Source organism: Streptomyces sp. NPDC012888, assembly GCF_042900645.1.
GTDB lineage: Bacteria > Actinomycetota > Actinomycetes > Streptomycetales > Streptomycetaceae > Streptomyces.
Window position 1 is genome coordinate 247009 of record NZ_JBIBBM010000007.1, and the last position, 13969, is coordinate 260977.

General features: G+C 74.6%; 15 protein-coding genes. 10 read left to right on the forward strand and 5 right to left on the reverse strand.

The window, feature by feature from the left end:
* Positions 1–17 precede the first annotated feature (17 nt).
* Positions 18–719 carry a class I SAM-dependent methyltransferase gene (locus ACFY61_RS15400; RefSeq protein WP_389471860.1) on the forward strand — a complete coding sequence of 234 codons (702 nt, stop codon included), beginning with the start codon at positions 18–20 and terminating at the stop codon, positions 717–719.
* Positions 720–790: 71 nt separating this feature from the next.
* The gene (locus ACFY61_RS15405) at positions 791–1528 is read left to right on the forward strand and encodes a VOC family protein (RefSeq protein ID WP_389471863.1); all 738 of its coding nucleotides are present in this window, start codon (positions 791–793) and stop codon (positions 1526–1528) included.
* 18 nt (positions 1529–1546) lie between these two features.
* Here the strand turns inward: ACFY61_RS15405 and ACFY61_RS15410 are convergent, their stop codons facing one another.
* Positions 1547–2338, reverse strand: coding sequence for an SDR family NAD(P)-dependent oxidoreductase (locus ACFY61_RS15410; RefSeq protein ID WP_389471866.1), 792 nt, complete (start codon positions 2336–2338; stop codon positions 1547–1549).
* A gap of 108 nt (positions 2339–2446) precedes the next feature.
* Between ACFY61_RS15410 and ACFY61_RS15415 the strand changes: the two genes are divergently transcribed.
* Both ACFY61_RS15415 and ACFY61_RS15420 read left to right on the forward strand, forming a co-directional pair.
* Positions 2447–3043, forward strand: coding sequence for a TetR/AcrR family transcriptional regulator (locus tag ACFY61_RS15415; protein WP_389471868.1), 597 nt, complete (start codon positions 2447–2449; stop codon positions 3041–3043).
* 101 nt (positions 3044–3144) lie between these two features.
* Complete coding sequence (locus tag ACFY61_RS15420; RefSeq protein WP_389471871.1) at positions 3145–3834, forward strand: lysophospholipid acyltransferase family protein; 690 nt, start codon at positions 3145–3147, stop codon at positions 3832–3834.
* Positions 3835–3850: 16 nt separating this feature from the next.
* Here the strand turns inward: ACFY61_RS15420 and ACFY61_RS15425 are convergent, their stop codons facing one another.
* The 3 genes from ACFY61_RS15425 to ACFY61_RS15435 are packed head-to-tail and all read right to left on the reverse strand — an operon-like array spanning position 3851 to position 7427.
* A complete protein-coding gene (locus tag ACFY61_RS15425; RefSeq protein ID WP_389471873.1) occupies positions 3851–4204 on the reverse strand; it encodes a UBP-type zinc finger domain-containing protein in 354 nt (117 codons plus the stop codon).
* Entirely contained in the window at positions 4201–5739 is a 1539-nt protein-coding gene (locus ACFY61_RS15430; RefSeq protein ID WP_389472081.1) for an ATP-binding protein, read from the reverse strand. The genes ACFY61_RS15425 and ACFY61_RS15430 overlap by 4 nt, the downstream gene beginning before the upstream one ends.
* An 11-nt stretch (positions 5740–5750) precedes the next feature.
* Positions 5751–7427, reverse strand: coding sequence for an FAD-dependent oxidoreductase (locus ACFY61_RS15435; protein ID WP_389471875.1), 1677 nt, complete (start codon positions 7425–7427; stop codon positions 5751–5753).
* Positions 7428–7760: 333 nt separating this feature from the next.
* Here ACFY61_RS15435 and ACFY61_RS15440 point away from each other — a divergent pair, with 333 nt between their 5' ends.
* The 3 genes from ACFY61_RS15440 to ACFY61_RS15450 all read left to right on the forward strand — a co-directional run bounded on the left by ACFY61_RS15440 (position 7761) and on the right by ACFY61_RS15450 (position 8697).
* On the forward strand, positions 7761–7934 hold the full coding sequence (locus ACFY61_RS15440) for a hypothetical protein (protein ID WP_389471877.1): 174 nt from the start codon (positions 7761–7763) through the stop codon (positions 7932–7934).
* Positions 7935–8094: 160 nt separating this feature from the next.
* Positions 8095–8385: a hypothetical protein gene (locus ACFY61_RS15445; protein ID WP_389471879.1), complete on the forward strand. Its 291-nt coding sequence runs from the start codon at positions 8095–8097 to the stop codon at positions 8383–8385.
* A 150-nt stretch (positions 8386–8535) separates the two neighbouring features.
* Positions 8536–8697 (forward strand): hydrophobic protein, encoded by a 162-nt coding sequence (locus ACFY61_RS15450; RefSeq protein ID WP_389471880.1) that lies wholly within the window; start codon positions 8536–8538, stop codon positions 8695–8697.
* An 82-nt stretch (positions 8698–8779) separates the two neighbouring features.
* Here the strand turns inward: ACFY61_RS15450 and ACFY61_RS15455 are convergent, their stop codons facing one another.
* On the reverse strand, positions 8780–9673 hold the full coding sequence (locus ACFY61_RS15455; RefSeq protein WP_389471883.1) for a LysR family transcriptional regulator: 894 nt from the start codon (positions 9671–9673) through the stop codon (positions 8780–8782).
* A 97-nt stretch (positions 9674–9770) separates the two neighbouring features.
* Here ACFY61_RS15455 and ACFY61_RS15460 point away from each other — a divergent pair, with 97 nt between their 5' ends.
* From ACFY61_RS15460 to ACFY61_RS15470, 3 genes are all read left to right on the forward strand, one after another.
* Complete coding sequence (locus ACFY61_RS15460; protein ID WP_389471886.1) at positions 9771–10979, forward strand: nuclear transport factor 2 family protein; 1209 nt, start codon at positions 9771–9773, stop codon at positions 10977–10979.
* A 101-nt stretch (positions 10980–11080) separates the two neighbouring features.
* Positions 11081–13726 carry a class III lanthionine synthetase LanKC gene (gene lanKC / locus ACFY61_RS15465; protein WP_389471889.1) on the forward strand — a complete coding sequence of 882 codons (2646 nt, stop codon included), beginning with the start codon at positions 11081–11083 and terminating at the stop codon, positions 13724–13726.
* A gap of 38 nt (positions 13727–13764) precedes the next feature.
* On the forward strand, positions 13765–13899 hold the full coding sequence (locus ACFY61_RS15470) for a SapB/AmfS family lanthipeptide (protein WP_389471892.1): 135 nt from the start codon (positions 13765–13767) through the stop codon (positions 13897–13899).
* The last annotated feature ends 70 nt before the right edge of the window (positions 13900–13969 follow it).

Here is a 13969-nt window from a genome sequence, read left to right on the forward strand (position 1 = left end):
GGAAGGAGCGGTCGGCGGTGACGAGCACGAACGAGGGCGTGCGGCGGGTCCGTGAGGTGCGCCGCCGTCTGTCGCTGGAGGGTCCGCCGAGGACGCGGGACCGGGAAGGCGACTTCGAGACCGTCACGGTGCCCGAGCGGCACTGCGACCAGTTGCGCGACCTGATGGTCTCCGAGCGGGTCGGGCAGGTGGTGGAGGTCGGCCTGGCCTACGCCAGTTCCGCCCTCGCCATCGGTGAGGCGCTGGCCATGGCCGGCCGGCCGCTTCCCCGGCTCGTCGTCATCGACCCCTTCCAGGAGTGCGGGTACGCGAACGCCGGGTGGGACCTGTTGTGCGCCGCGGGGCTCGACCCCATCACCACCCTGGTGCCCGCCGCCTCGTCGATCGCCCTCCCGCAGCTGCTCGCGGACGGTTTCGTCGCCGACGCGGCCTTCGTGGACGGCAGTCACCGCTTCCACGAGGTCTTCGTCGACCTCTACTTCCTGCGCAGGATCGTCCGGCCCGGAGGTCTGATCGTCGTGGACGACACCTGGTGGCCTTCCGTGCACACGGCCGTGCGGTACTACGAACGGAACCTGGGATGGACGTCGGTCCCGGACGCCTTCCCGGGCGAGCCGGTCGGCGCCGGGCCGCTGGGTAGCGCCCGGGACCGGTGCAGGGCCTATCGCATGCCCGATCCCCCGGTGGAGCCCCCGTTCGAGGCCTTCCGGGCGTTCTGAACGAGACCGAACGAGACCGAACGAGAACGCACGGGACCGGCGAACTCTGCTCATGATCATAGGATCTGAGCATGACGACGCGACTGGTGCAGATCAACATGAAGGCGCAGGACGACTCCCGGCTCGGCCGGTTCTGGGCGGAGGTCCTCGGGTGGGGCGTCGACAGTGAGGCGCCCGGTGTGACCAACCTCGAACCCGTGGGCTTCGTCTACCCCGACCCCGCGGCCGTCTGCATCGACCTCGTCGCCCGCCCGGAACCGAAGACGGTGAAGAACCGGGTGCACATCGACCTGGCCACCACGTCCACCGCCCACCAGGCGGAGTTGGTCGCCCGGCTGAAGGACCTCGGCGCGACGCCGGCCGACGTGGGTCAGGGGGACGTCCCCTGGACCGTCATGGCCGATCCGGAGGGCAACGAGTTCTGCGTCCTGGAGCCCCGGCCGGTGTACCGGGACACCGGCCCGATCGCCGCCGTGGTGGTCGACTGCGCCGACCCGCGGGCGATGGCCCGGTTCTGGGGCGAGGCGATGGACTGGACCGTGCACGAGGTCGCCGACGACCACGCGACCATGCGCTCGGCCAAGGCCGTCGGCCCCTACCTGGAGTTCGTCCGCACCCCGGACGCCAAGAGCGTCTGGAACCGCGTCCACCTCGACGTCAGCCCCTACCCCGGCGACGACCCCGCCGCGGAGGAAGCCCGGCTGCGCGCCCTCGGGGCCACCGACCCCGGCATCGACCGGTCCGCCATCCACTGGACGGTCCTGGCCGACCCGGAAGGCAACGAGTTCTGCCTCCTCAGCCCGCGCTGAGCCCGGGCGGTGCGCGGGTCAGGCCTTGAGGGCGCGTCCCGCCACGGTGAGGGCCACGCGGCGCGGGACGGCCCTGGAGGCGAGGGCCGACAGGTGGTTGGCGAGACCGGCGATCACGCTCGGCGGGGTGCTGCGACGCTCCAGGGCGCGTCGGGCGGCCGTCACGACCTCGGCCGGCGTGGCCAGGCGGCCGACCGCCGCGTCGTCCGTGCCGACGACGTCGAAGAACTCCGTGCTGACCGGACCCGGCGACACCGCGAGCACGCGGAGCCCCGAGCGGCGGGTCTCGTAGGCGAGGGCCTCGGTCAGGTTCAGGACGAAGGCCTTGGTGGCCCCGTAGACGGCCATGGCGGGTGTGGGCTGGTACGCGGCGACGCTAGCCACGTTGACCAGCGCGCCCCGGCCGTCGGCCACCAGGTCCGGGAGGAACGTCCGGGACAGCTCGGCGACGGCGCCGATGTTGAGCTGGATCATGCGGGCGATCTGCTCGGGGTCCTGGTCGAGGAACGCGCCGTGGCTCCCGAAGCCGGCGTTGTTGACCAGGGTCTGCACGGTGATCCCGCGCGCTTCGAGTTCCGCCCGGAGGGCGGCCCCGGCTCCCGGCAGGGTGAGGTCCGCGGCGATCGGCACGGCGCTGACGCCGTACGTCTTCTCCAGGCCGTCGGCGAGCGCACGGAGCCGGTCGAGGCGGCGCGCGACGAGGACGACGTCGGCGCCGCGCGCGGCCCACTGGCGGGCGAACTCCTCACCCAGCCCGGCGCTGGCGCCGGTGATCAGAGCCGTCGTACCCCGGTAGGAGATGCTGGACACGTCGTCGCTCCACTTCTGCCGCGCCACCGTGGTGCGGCACCGTCGATGCAGCACAATGTAGGCACCCGCAAACATTGTAGTCAACCGCCAACATTCGAGGAGGGTGCAGTGCCCGAAGGCTCCTACCACCACGGCAACCTCAGGGCCGCCCTGCTGGAACGGGCCGAAGCGGTCCTCGCCGAGTCCGGTACCGCCGCGCTGTCCCTGCGCGGTCTCGCCCGCGACCTCGGCGTCAGCCACGCCGCGCCGACCCGCCACTTCCGCGACCGGCAGGCCGTGCTGGACGCCCTCGTGGTCAGCGGGTTCACCGAGCTCAACACGAGACTGCGGGCGGCCGCCGAGGGCCCCGGGCCCGTCGAGGACCGGCTGGCCGCCCTCGGCCGGGCGTACGTCGGGTTCGCGGTGGAGCGCGCCGCGCTGCTCCAGCTGATGTACGCGGCGAAGCACGAGGCACAGCCCGGGGACGCGCTGCGCGAACTCGGCCACCACGCCCTGGAGGTCGCCGCCCGCCTGATCGCCGAGGCCCAGGCCGGAGGTGCCGTCGGGCCCGGCGATCCCGCCCGCCTGGCCCAGGTCGCCTTCTCCACCGTGCACGGTCTGGCGACCCTGGCCGTGGGCGGGCTGCTCGACGACACGCCCCTGGCGGAGGCCACCGACCTCGCCCTCCAGGTCCTGCTGGCGGGGCTCCGGGCCGGGCGGGGCTGAGTGCCCGTACCGGCCGGCCTGAGTACGCGCACTCAGGCCGGCCGGACACCGGCGCCGCCACGATGGGGGCCCGTCGAACCGCAGACCTCCCGGAGGCCCCAGTGCTCAGCCGTATCGCCGCCGCGGTCGTCCCGCTGCTCGGGCACCTGACCGTCACCTCGGACCGGGCCGCCACGCCCCCGACCGGCACGATCATCCTCGCGAACCACACCTCCCTCGCCGACCCCGGCGTGGTCCTGGCGGCCCTGCACCGCATGCGGATCGAGCCCGTCGTCCTGGCGACCGCCGGGCTGTGGCGCGTGCCCGTGCTCCGCGAGCTGCTCACCCGGGGCGGGCACGTCCCCGTGCACCGCGGCACCGACCGGGCCGCGGACGCACTGGAGGGCGCCGCCGCGGCGCTCGCGGCCGGTCGCAACGTACTCGTCTACGGGGAGGGCCGCCTGCCGCCGCGCAAGGACTCCGCCGAGGCCGGACCCGAAGCCTTCCGCAGCGGCCCGGCCCGCCTGGCCGCGGCCACCGGCGCACCGGTCCTGCCCCTCGGCCAGGCCGGCGCGCGCCGCATCACCTCCGGCGGCGGCGCCAAGCAGCTCGCCGGGCTGCTCACCGCCCCGGCCCGGCGGCCGCGCCTCCACGTCCACCTCGGTGAACCCCTCCGACTGCCGGGGGACGTCACCGCCGCGACCGCGGCGGCCCACCGGGCCGTCACCGCGGCCTGGCGCACCGCGGTACGCCGCCTAGACGACAGGCACCTCGATCCCGCCGGGGCCGGGCACGGGGGCACGGCCCGGTGAGGGGCGCCTCGCGCGCTCAGCGGTGCAGCAGCCGGATCCAGTCCTGCGGGACGCGGTCGGCCGGGCCGGGGGCCGACTGGTCGGGCGGGTGGCTGCCCGGCGGGGCCAGCTCGGGCCCGGACTCGTACATGTCGCCGGAGTCGTAGTCCCAGAACCAGGCCTCGCCCGGTTCGAAGCTCTGCACCAGGGGGTGCCCGGTGGCCCGCCAGTGCGCGGTGGCGTGCTGGGCCGGCGAGGAGTCGCAGCAGCCGACGTGGCCGCACTGGGCGCAGCGCCGCAGGTGGAACCACCAGCCGCCCACCTCCTCGCAGTCGGCGCAGCCGGTGCCGCTGGGCGGGACGCCGGGGTCGATTCCGTTGGTCTCGGTCATGTGGGGGGCTCCTCCGCGGTCTCGGGGGCGGTCAGCGGCAGCAGGACCTGGAAGCGGGTGTCACCGGGGGCGGACTCGACGTGGAGGCTGCCGTGGTGCTTGTCGACCACGATCCGCCAGGAGATGTCGAGGCCGAGGCCGGTGCCCTCGCCGACCGGCTTGGTGGTGAAGAAGGGGTCGAAGATGCGGCCGCGGACGTCCTCCGGGATTCCCGGCCCGGTGTCGCGGAACTCGACCAGCAGCCGGTCGCCGGCCCGCGCCGTGCGGACCGTCAGCGTGCCGTGGCCGCCGCCGTGGCCCCCGCCGTGGCCGTGGCCGCCCCGGTTCCCGTCCCGGTCCCCGTCGCCGTCGCCGTCGTCGTCCTCGTCGCCGGGAGAGCCGCCACTTCCGATGGCGTAGACGGCGTTGTCGATCAGATTGGTCCACACCTGGTTGAGTTCCGCCGGGTAGGCCGGCACGGCCGGCAGGCTCCGGTCGTACTCCTTCACCACCCGGACCCCCGGCCCGATCTTCCCCGACAGCATCAGCAGCGTGCTGTCGAGGAGCTCGTGGACGTCCACGACCCGGTGCGGGGCACGGTCTAGCTGCGCGTACTGCTTGGCCGCGTCGACGAGGTGGGAGATGCGGGAGGTCGACTCCTCGATCTCCTGCATCAGCAGTTCGGTCTCGACGGTGTAGCCGAGCCAGCCGATCGCCCCGGCGAGGACGTCCTCGGCCACGGACGCGGCGACCTGCTCCAGCCAGTCCGTGTCCAGCCCGGCCTGTACGAACGTCGGCGCGACCCGCCAGCCCTCCGGGACGCCGTGGTCGTCGAGCCAGTCGGCGAGCTCGTCCTCACGGTCGGACGCCTCCAGCGGGCTCGGCGCCGGCGCCGCCGACGCCTTCGCGACGCGCTCCACCGTGCGCTCCTGCACCTCGATCAGCCCGGCGATGGTCTCCCGCGAGTACGGGCCGCGGGCGATGAGGGTCAGCTTGTGCCGCATCCTGCCCACCCGCTCCCGCAGGCTCGCGGTGGCACGGACGGCCGCCGCCGCCGGGTTGTTGAGCTCGTGCGTGAGCCCCGCCGACAACGAGCCCAGCGCCAGCAGCCGTTCCCGCTGGCCGATCGCCCGCTGGGTGTTCTTCGCGCCGAAGAACAGGCCCTCAAGCAGGTGCGCGGCCATCGGGAACCACTCCTGCATGAAGTCGGCGAACGACTGCGCCGGCAGGACGAAGAACCGCGTCGGCCCCGTCACCCGCATCGAGTTGACGTACGTCTGCGGCACCCGGTCGCCCAGGTACGCCTGCATCGCCCCCGCGTACACGCCGCGCTGCGAGGTACGGCTCACCTCCACGTCGTCGCCGCCGACCCGCCGGTACAGGACGACGGTGCCCTCGATCATCACGTAGAAGCAGGTGGCCGGCTCGCCCTCGGTGTACACCGGACCTGCGTCGAACACCTCCACCCGTCCGGCCGCGCACAGCCGTCCCAGCTGCTCCGGCGTGAGTTCCTCGAACAGGAACAGCGAACCGATCTCGGCCGGGTCGCACGCCATCACCCGGCCGCTCACGACTGCTCCAGGTAGCGGTGCACGAGCATCACGGCCATGGCTCCCTCTCCGACGGCGGACGCGACCCGCTTGGCGGACTCGGCGCGCGCGTCGCCCGCCACGAACACGCCCGGCACACTGGTCTCCAGGTGGTAGGGCGGCCGGTCCAGCTCCCATCCGTCCGGCGGCCGCCCGTCCGGCGTCAGGTCCGGACCGGCCAGGATGAAGCCGTGCTCGTCGCGCAGCACCGTGTCGCCGAGCCAGTCGGTGCGCGGGGCCGCCCCGATGAACACGAACAGCCACTGCGCGTCGACGAGTTCGGTCGCTCCGCTGTCCACGTCCCGCAGCGTCAGCCGCTCCAGGTGGTCCGCGCCGTGGGCCGCCCCGACGACCGTCCTGGTCCGCACCGTGATGTTCGGCGCCTCCTCGACCTGCTGGACCAGGTAGTACGACATCGACGCCGCCAGGGAGGCGCCGCGCACCAGCAGCGTCACCGACTTCGCGCCCCGCCCCAGGTACATCGCCGCCTGGCCCGCGGAGTTGGCGCCGCCCACGATGTACACGTCCTGTCCCAGGCAGGAGGACGCCTCGGTCAGCGAGGAGCCGTAGTACACCCCGCGGCCGGTGAGGGCCTCGCAGCCCGGCGCCCCCAGCTGCCGGTACGACACGCCGGTCGCCAGGATCACGCTCTGCGCGGTGACCGAGGACCCGTCGGCGAAACGCACGACACGGCCGGAGCCGCCCACCTCCAGTCCCGTGACCTCCCGCGCGGTGAGGATCTCGGCGCCGAACCGGGTGGCCTGGCGCCGGGCGCGCTCGGTGAGCTGCGCCCCCGACACGCCGTCGGGGAAGCCCAGGTAGTTCTCGATGCGGGAGCTCTGCCCGGCCTGGCCGCCCGTCGCCGACCGCTCCACCAGCATCGTCCGCAGCCCCTCGGACGCCCCGTACACCGCCGCGCCCAGCCCGGCGGGGCCGCCGCCGATCACGACCAGGTCGTAGAAGCCCGCGGCCGGAGTGGTCGCCAGACCCACGCGGGCGGCCAGCTCGGCGGCCTCCGGTTCGACCAGTACGGCGCACTCCGGGGTGACCACCACCGGCAGCCGGCGCCCGTCGGCCCCCGCCGCCTCCAGCAGCCGCCGCCCCTCGGGCTCGTCGGACGAGTACCAGCGGTAGGGCACCTGGTTCCGGGCCAGGAACTCCCGCACCTGGGAGGAACGCGCCGACCAGCGGTGCCCGACCACCTTGGTGACCGGCACCGACCGGAAGTCGTGGGCCCGCCAGGCCGCCAGCAGGTCGTCCACCACCGGGTACAGCTTCTCCTCCGGCGGGTCCCACGGCTTCAGCAGGTAGTGGTCCAGGTCCACGACGTTGATCGCGTCGATCGCCGCGCCGGTGTCGGCGTACGCGGTCAGCAGCACCCGCCGCGCCCCCGGGTACACGCCGAGGGCCTGCTCCAGGAACTCGATGCCGTTCATCCGCGGCATCCGGTAGTCGGCCAGGATGACGGCCACCGGGTCGCCCCGCAGCTTCAGCTCGCGCAGCGCTTCCAGCGCGGCCTCGCCGGACTCCGCCCGCACCACCCGGTACGACTGTCCGTAGCGGCGCCGCAGGTCGCGGGCCACGGCGCGGGAGACTCCCGGGTCGTCGTCCACGGTCAGGATGACGGTCCGCCCCGCCCCGCCGGCCTCTGCCATACGCCGCTCCCGCCCGGACGTCCCGGACGGCCGCACACGGGCCGCCGGCGCCCGGTCTCCGCCCATCCTAAGTTCGCCCGGCCGGCGGCGCCCGGTGCCGGCCCGTGCTGTCCGGTGCCGTGCGCCCGGTGCCGTCCGGTGCCGTCCGGTGCCGCCCGGTGCCGTGCGCCCGGCGCCGTCCGGGACGCCGCCGTGGGCGCGGACCCGGCCGCGGACGGTCGCGTTTCCGTCGCGCAGGGTTGCGCGCGGCCGCGCGGGGCCGTGGACTCGTCTCCTACGGCTGCGCGGCCGCCCACCTGGGTAGACGCGAGCCCACCCGGAAGAGGAGGCATCGTGACGACCGACGAGGAGACGAAGCGCCAGGGCCGCGAGGAGCCGGTGCGCGACGACCCCGGCCCGGACCCGGTACACCCCCAGGCGAGCAGGCCGGTGCCCGGCAAGAGCCCCGAGGAGCTGAGGAAGCGGGAGGAGCAGCGCATGGCCCACGACAGGCGGGAAGAGAGCTGACGGTGCGGGGCGGGGAGTTCGCCCGGGGCGAACTCCCCGCCCCGCGCGCGAAGAAGACCCGTGTCAAGCCTCCGATCGGGGGCAAGTGCGCTCCAGGACACCGGATCCGCCGAACGGGCAACGGGCGGACCGACAGCCGACCGACGAGGAGGGCACCGACATGACGAACGTCCGACGGAAGTTAAGCGCCCGCCTGGGCGAGGCGATCCACGCCCTGACCGGCAGGCCCCCCGCCCGCAGCCGCGGCGGGCACCGCCCGTCGTCCGCCCTCTCCCGCCGCCTCGCCCGCTGGGCCGGAGGCGGCCCGGGGCACGGCGCACGCCCGGCCCGCGGCCGGGGCACGGCGGTGGCCCGGCTCGCCGGGCGCCCGAAGCGGGCGGGCCGCGACCACACCACCGGCCTGCTCGGCCTGGCCGCGGCCGCGGTCTCCCGCCGCCGCGCGCACCACTGACGCGGACGCGCGCATCCGTGCCGGAGTGCGGGCACGCGGATCCGTAGCGACGCACAGGCACAGGCACACGCAGACGTACACGCACACGCAGACGCGCACGCGCCCGTCCCGACCGGACGGCGCACGACGCATGACCAACGGAGGTCGACCATGGTTCCCCTGCTCCTCGTACTGCTCCTCGCCGTGATCCTCTTCGGCGCCGGTTTCGCCGTGAAGGTGCTCTGGTGGGTGGCCCTGGCCGTGCTCGTCGTCTGGCTCCTCGGCTTCATCGCCCGCCCGGCCGGCAGCAGCGGCCGCTGGTACCGCTGGTAGCTGTAGCCGGCTGCGGTTGCGGCTGTAGCGATTGCGGCTGCGGGGCGGCCCGTCCGGGCCGCCCCGGGCGGCCGCCGACCGCTCAGCCTCCGACAGCCGCGAAGGCGGCGGACAGCAGCTCGACCAGGGGCGCCGCCCGTGGGTGGGCGTCGCGCCTCGGAGTGAGCGCGTAGACGCCGCGGGTCGGGGGGTCTACCAGCGGCACCGTCGTGACGTCGGGCCGCAGCGCACCTGACAGGACCCCGGGGACCAGCGCGATGGCGTGACCGGTCGCCACGAGGGCCAACTTGCCGGGCAGATCGGCCGCGGTCAGGTCGATGCGGACGTCGAAACCGGCGCGGGCGGCGTGCCGGCGCAGCAGCGCCGCCGAGCCGTCGTTGTCCTCAGCCCACGTCTCGTCCGCCAGCGCCCCTACGGGCACCGGGTCGGCACCGGCCAGCGGATGCCCGGCGGGCAGCGCGACTACCATCGCGTCCAGCCCCAGGAGCCGGCGCTCCACCCGCAGGTCGTGCGGCAGTCCCGGCGGCGCGTCCGTGACCACGGCGACGTCGAGGACGCCGCCGACGACCCGGTCGAGCAGCTCTCCGGTCAGCCCCGGCAACAGGCTCCAGCGGATCGGCCCGTCCCGCAGCAGGAGCTCCCGGACGGCCTCCGGCACGATCCCCGCGGCCAGGGAGGGCGTCGCACCCACGGCCAGCGGGCGCCCGCCCGCCCCCACGCCCACCTCCCGCACCGCGCGCACGGCGCGGTCGGCCTCGTCGAGCGTGGTCACCGCGTGCCGCCGGAACACCTCGCCGGCCTCCGTCGCACGCACGCCACGCGCATGACGCTCCAACAACGGAACGGCCAACTCGCGCTCGAGACCGGCGATCTGACGGGAGACCGCCGACTGGGTGTGGTGCAGCTCGGCAGCCGCCGCCGACAGCGATCCGAGCCGGCACACCGTCACGAAGGTCCGCCACACCGTCAGATCCATGCCCCCAGTATGCCGCGCGGTGGCATGCGTCTCCCGCATACCCGCCATGCGGGATCTGCGCTTGTCGCAGGTCTCCGGCTGCAACAGGCTGGGCGGCATGCACACACCGCACACCGTCGCAGTCCTGGGCCTCGGCCGCATGGGCGGCGCGATCGCCACCCGCCTGGCCGCGCGCGCCGCACACGACCAGCACACCCCGCTCGTCCCGCACACCCCGCACGACCTGGACGTCATCGGCTGGACCCGCTCCGGACGGCGCGCGCCCGGTCCCGTCCGGACGGCCGCCGATCCCGGCGCTGCCGTCGCCGCGGCGGACCTGGTACTCCTCGCACTGTTCGACGGGCCGGCCTGCGAGCAGGTGCTCGACGACATCAGGGGCTCGCTGCGCCCGGGCACGCTCGTGCTGAACACCAGCACCATCGCTCCCGCCGAAGCAGAGGCACTGTCCCGCCGGTTCGGGCCGTCGTACGTTCATGCGCCCGTGCTCGGTTCGGTGCCGGCGGCCGCCGCCGGCACCCTGCGGTTCCTCGCCGCAGCCGACCCGCAGGCACTCGACCGGGCCCGGCCGGTGCTGGACGCGCTCGGCACCGTGCTGCGCGTCGACGACGCCTCCACCGCCGCCGCGCTCAAGCTGATCGCCAACCAAGGCCTCGCGGGCGCGGTCCTCGCCCTGCGCGACGCGCTGCGCCAGGCCGACGCGCTCGGCCTGCCCCGCGACCAGGTGCTGGACGTCCTCGAACTCGGCCCGCTCGGTGGGCTGGTGGCCCGCAAGCGGGCCTTCCTCGACGACCGGCCGGGCGCCGCGGCCCCGCCGGCCGAGTTCACGATCGAGGCGCTGGCCAAGGACCTGCGGCTGCTGGCCGACGCCTCGGGCACCCCGCTGCGGAGCGCGCCCGGCCTGACCGGGGCCGCCGCCCCCGGAGCCGACATCACGGCCGCGGCCACCGCCCCCGCCGTGGAGGACGCCGTACTCGAACCGCTCCGCGCCTACGTCCGCGGACACGCCACCGGCGACCCCGCCCACTTCCGCGACGCCTTCCTTCCCACCGCCCACATCGAGGGCGTCCGCGACGGCGCCTTCACCTCATGGCCCCTCGACGTCTACTGCGCCCTCTTCGACGGCCGCCCGGCCCCCGACGAGCCGGCCCGCTCCCGCCGCGTCGACGCCGTCGACGTCCACGGCACCGTCGCGACCGCGACCATGACCCTCCGGCACGGCCCCGACACGTTCACCGACGTCTTCCTCCTCGCCCGCACCGGCACCGGCTGGCGCATCGCCAACAAGGCCTACCACCGCCACGCGTAAGTGACCTGTGCGTAACGCACGTTCCACCGGTGACAAACAGGACTACCCCCGCCCGCGCGCCCCGTGACACCGTCGTTCCGTCACCGACCGAGGGAGCAGGGGTGAACAAGGGGTACGCGGTGTTCTGCGACGCCGACCGCTGGTTCTACGACGCGCCGTACCGGCGCGGCGGGGACGGCGGTTACGCGGCGGAGCTGCCCGCCATGCCGGAGGACTGGCAGTCCCACCGGAGCGGCGACTGGCTGGCCTGGCGGCCCGCCGAGCACCACCTGCCGGCCCAGGGCTGGAAGATCCACGTCTCCGCCGGCCTCGACAACGCCCCGTCGGTCCTGGCCCGGGTCCGCGACTACTGCGTGCCGCGCCGCCTCGCGTTCAAGTTCGTGCCGAACCGCTACCTGCTGCACATACGCAACGCCAAGTACGCCGACCGCGCCGGCGCCGGCAAGTTCGTCACCGTGTACCCGGCGGACCTGGACGAGTTCCGGCGCACCGCCGAGGAGTTGGACGCCCTTCTCGCCGGCGAGCCCGGACCGTACGTCCTCAGCGACCTGCGCTGGAACCAGGGCCCGGTGTACGTCCGCTACGGCAGCTTCACCCTGCGCCACTGCCACGACGAGCGCGGCGAACTCGTGCCCGCCCTGGAGGACCCCGAGGGCACGCTCGTGCCCGACCCGCGCGGTCCCGCCTTCCGGATGCCCGCCTGGGTGACGCCGCCCGACTTCCTCCGGCCGCACCTCGACGCCCGGGCGGCGCTCACCCTGGACGGGCTCCCGTACACCGTCGAGCGGGCGCTGCACTTCTCCAACGGCGGCGGGGTCTACCTGGCCCGCGACACCGCCACCGGTGAGCGCGTCGTCCTCAAGGAGGCCAGACCGTACGCCGGACTGGCCGCCGACGGAGCGGACGCGGTGACGCGGCTGCACCGCGAGCGGGCCGCGCTGGAACGGCTGGCCGGGCTGGGCTGCGTACCCGCCGTGCGGGGCTCCTTCACCATCGGCGAGCACCACTTCCTGGCCCTGGAATACCTGGAGGGCAAACCGCTCAACACCTTCTTCGCCCGCCGCCACCCGCTCATCGAGGCGGATCCGGACCCGGCGGCGCTCGCCTCCTACACGCGGTGGGCGCTGGCCGTGCACGGCGAGGTCACCCGCGCGGTGGAGGCCGTCCACGCCCGCGGAATCGTCTTCAACGACCTGCACCTGTTCAACATCATGATCAGGGAGCACGGGGAGAACGGAGAGAACGAGGGGCAGGGCGAAGCCGGGGCCGAAGCGCAGGCCGTACCGACCGTCTTCCTCCTCGACTTCGAGGCGGCCGCCGGCATCGCCGACAACGCCCGCCAGATCGTGGCCAATCCGGCCTTCGTCGCCCCCGCGGACCGGCGGGGCGCCTCCGTCGACCGGTACGCGCTGGCCTGCCTGCGCCTGGCCCTGTTCCTCCCGCTGACCAGCCTGCTGCCTCTGGACCGCACCAAGGCGGCCCATCTGGCCCGGATCGCCTGCGAACAGTTCCCCGTGCCGCGGGAGTTCCTCGACGAAGCGGTCGCGGAGATCCTCGCCGGACCCGACGGCACACCGGGGCCCGTACCCGCTGAACCGTATCTGCCGGTGCCGCCGGGGGAGTGGCCCACGAGCCGCGACTCCCTGGCCGCCGCGATCGCTTCCGCGAGCACACCCGGCCGGGACGACCGACTCTTCCCCGGCGACATCGCCCAGTTCGCCCGGCCCGGCGGCGGACTCACCGTCGGCTACGGCGCGGCCGGCGTACTCTACGCCCTCGCGGAGACCGGCCGTCCCGCCTGGCCCGAAGCCGAGGAATGGCTCCTCGAACGCACCAAGGACCCCGCCTCCGGCACCCCTTCCGGCTTCTACGACGGACTCGCCGGCATCGCCTGGACCCTGGAGCGGCTCGGCCATCCCGCCCGTGCCCTGGAACTCGCCGAACGGATCACCGCCCAGCGCTGGGACAACCTCGCCCCCGACCTGCACAGCGGCCTCGCCGGCATCGGCCTCGCCCTCGACGCCCTCGCCACTGCCACCGGCGAACGCGACCTGCATGACGCCGCCCTGCGGTGCGCCGAGCGCCTCGCCGACCCCGCCAGGGAGGGCGACGGCGCCTCCGGCCCCCGGGCCCGCGCCGGGCTGCTGTACGGCGCATCGGGCCGTGCCCTGCTCCTGCTGCGGCTGTACGAACGCCTCGGAGACCGGCAACTGCTCACCCGGGCGGCCGACTTCCTGCGCGCCGACCTCGCCCGCTGCGTCACCAGCGCCTTCGGCACCCTCCAGGTCGACGAGGGCTGGCGGACCATGCCCTACCTCGGCGAGGGCAGCGCCGGCATCGGCATGGTCCTCGACGACTACCTCCAGCACGCCCCCGACGAGGCCTTCGAGCAGGCCCGCCGGCAGATCGTACGGGCGGCCCAGGCCACCTTCTACGCCCAGCCCGGCCTGTTCCGCGGCGCCGCCGGCATGGTCCTGCACCTGGCCCGCACCACGTGCCCGGGGCCCGGCACCGGCCCCGCGGACATCGGCCGGCAGATCGAGGCCCTCGCCCGGCACGCCGTCCCCTACAAGGGCCAACTGGCCTTCCCCGGCGAGCAGATGATGCGCCTGTCCATGGACCTGGCCACCGGCAGCGCCGGCGTCCTCCTCGCCCTCGGCAGCGCCGAACCCGGCGTCCGCGCCCAGCTGCCCTTCCTCCCGCCGCTCCCGCGGCCCACGAACCGGTCCCGCCCAGCGGGATCGTGACCCACCACAGCACCCATCCACGAGTGAGAGGAACCGTCATGACCCTTCTCGACCTGCAGTCGATGGACATCCCGAAGGAAGAGACCACCGAGGCCGACTACACCGGCGGCGGAAGCCGCGCCAGCCTGCTGCTCTGCGGCGACAGCAGCCTGAGCATCACCACGTGTAACTAGTCGCGGCCCTTCGGGCCCGGCCGGCCCCGCGCCGGCCGGGCCCGCACGGCGTTCACAGAAAGGGGCCACC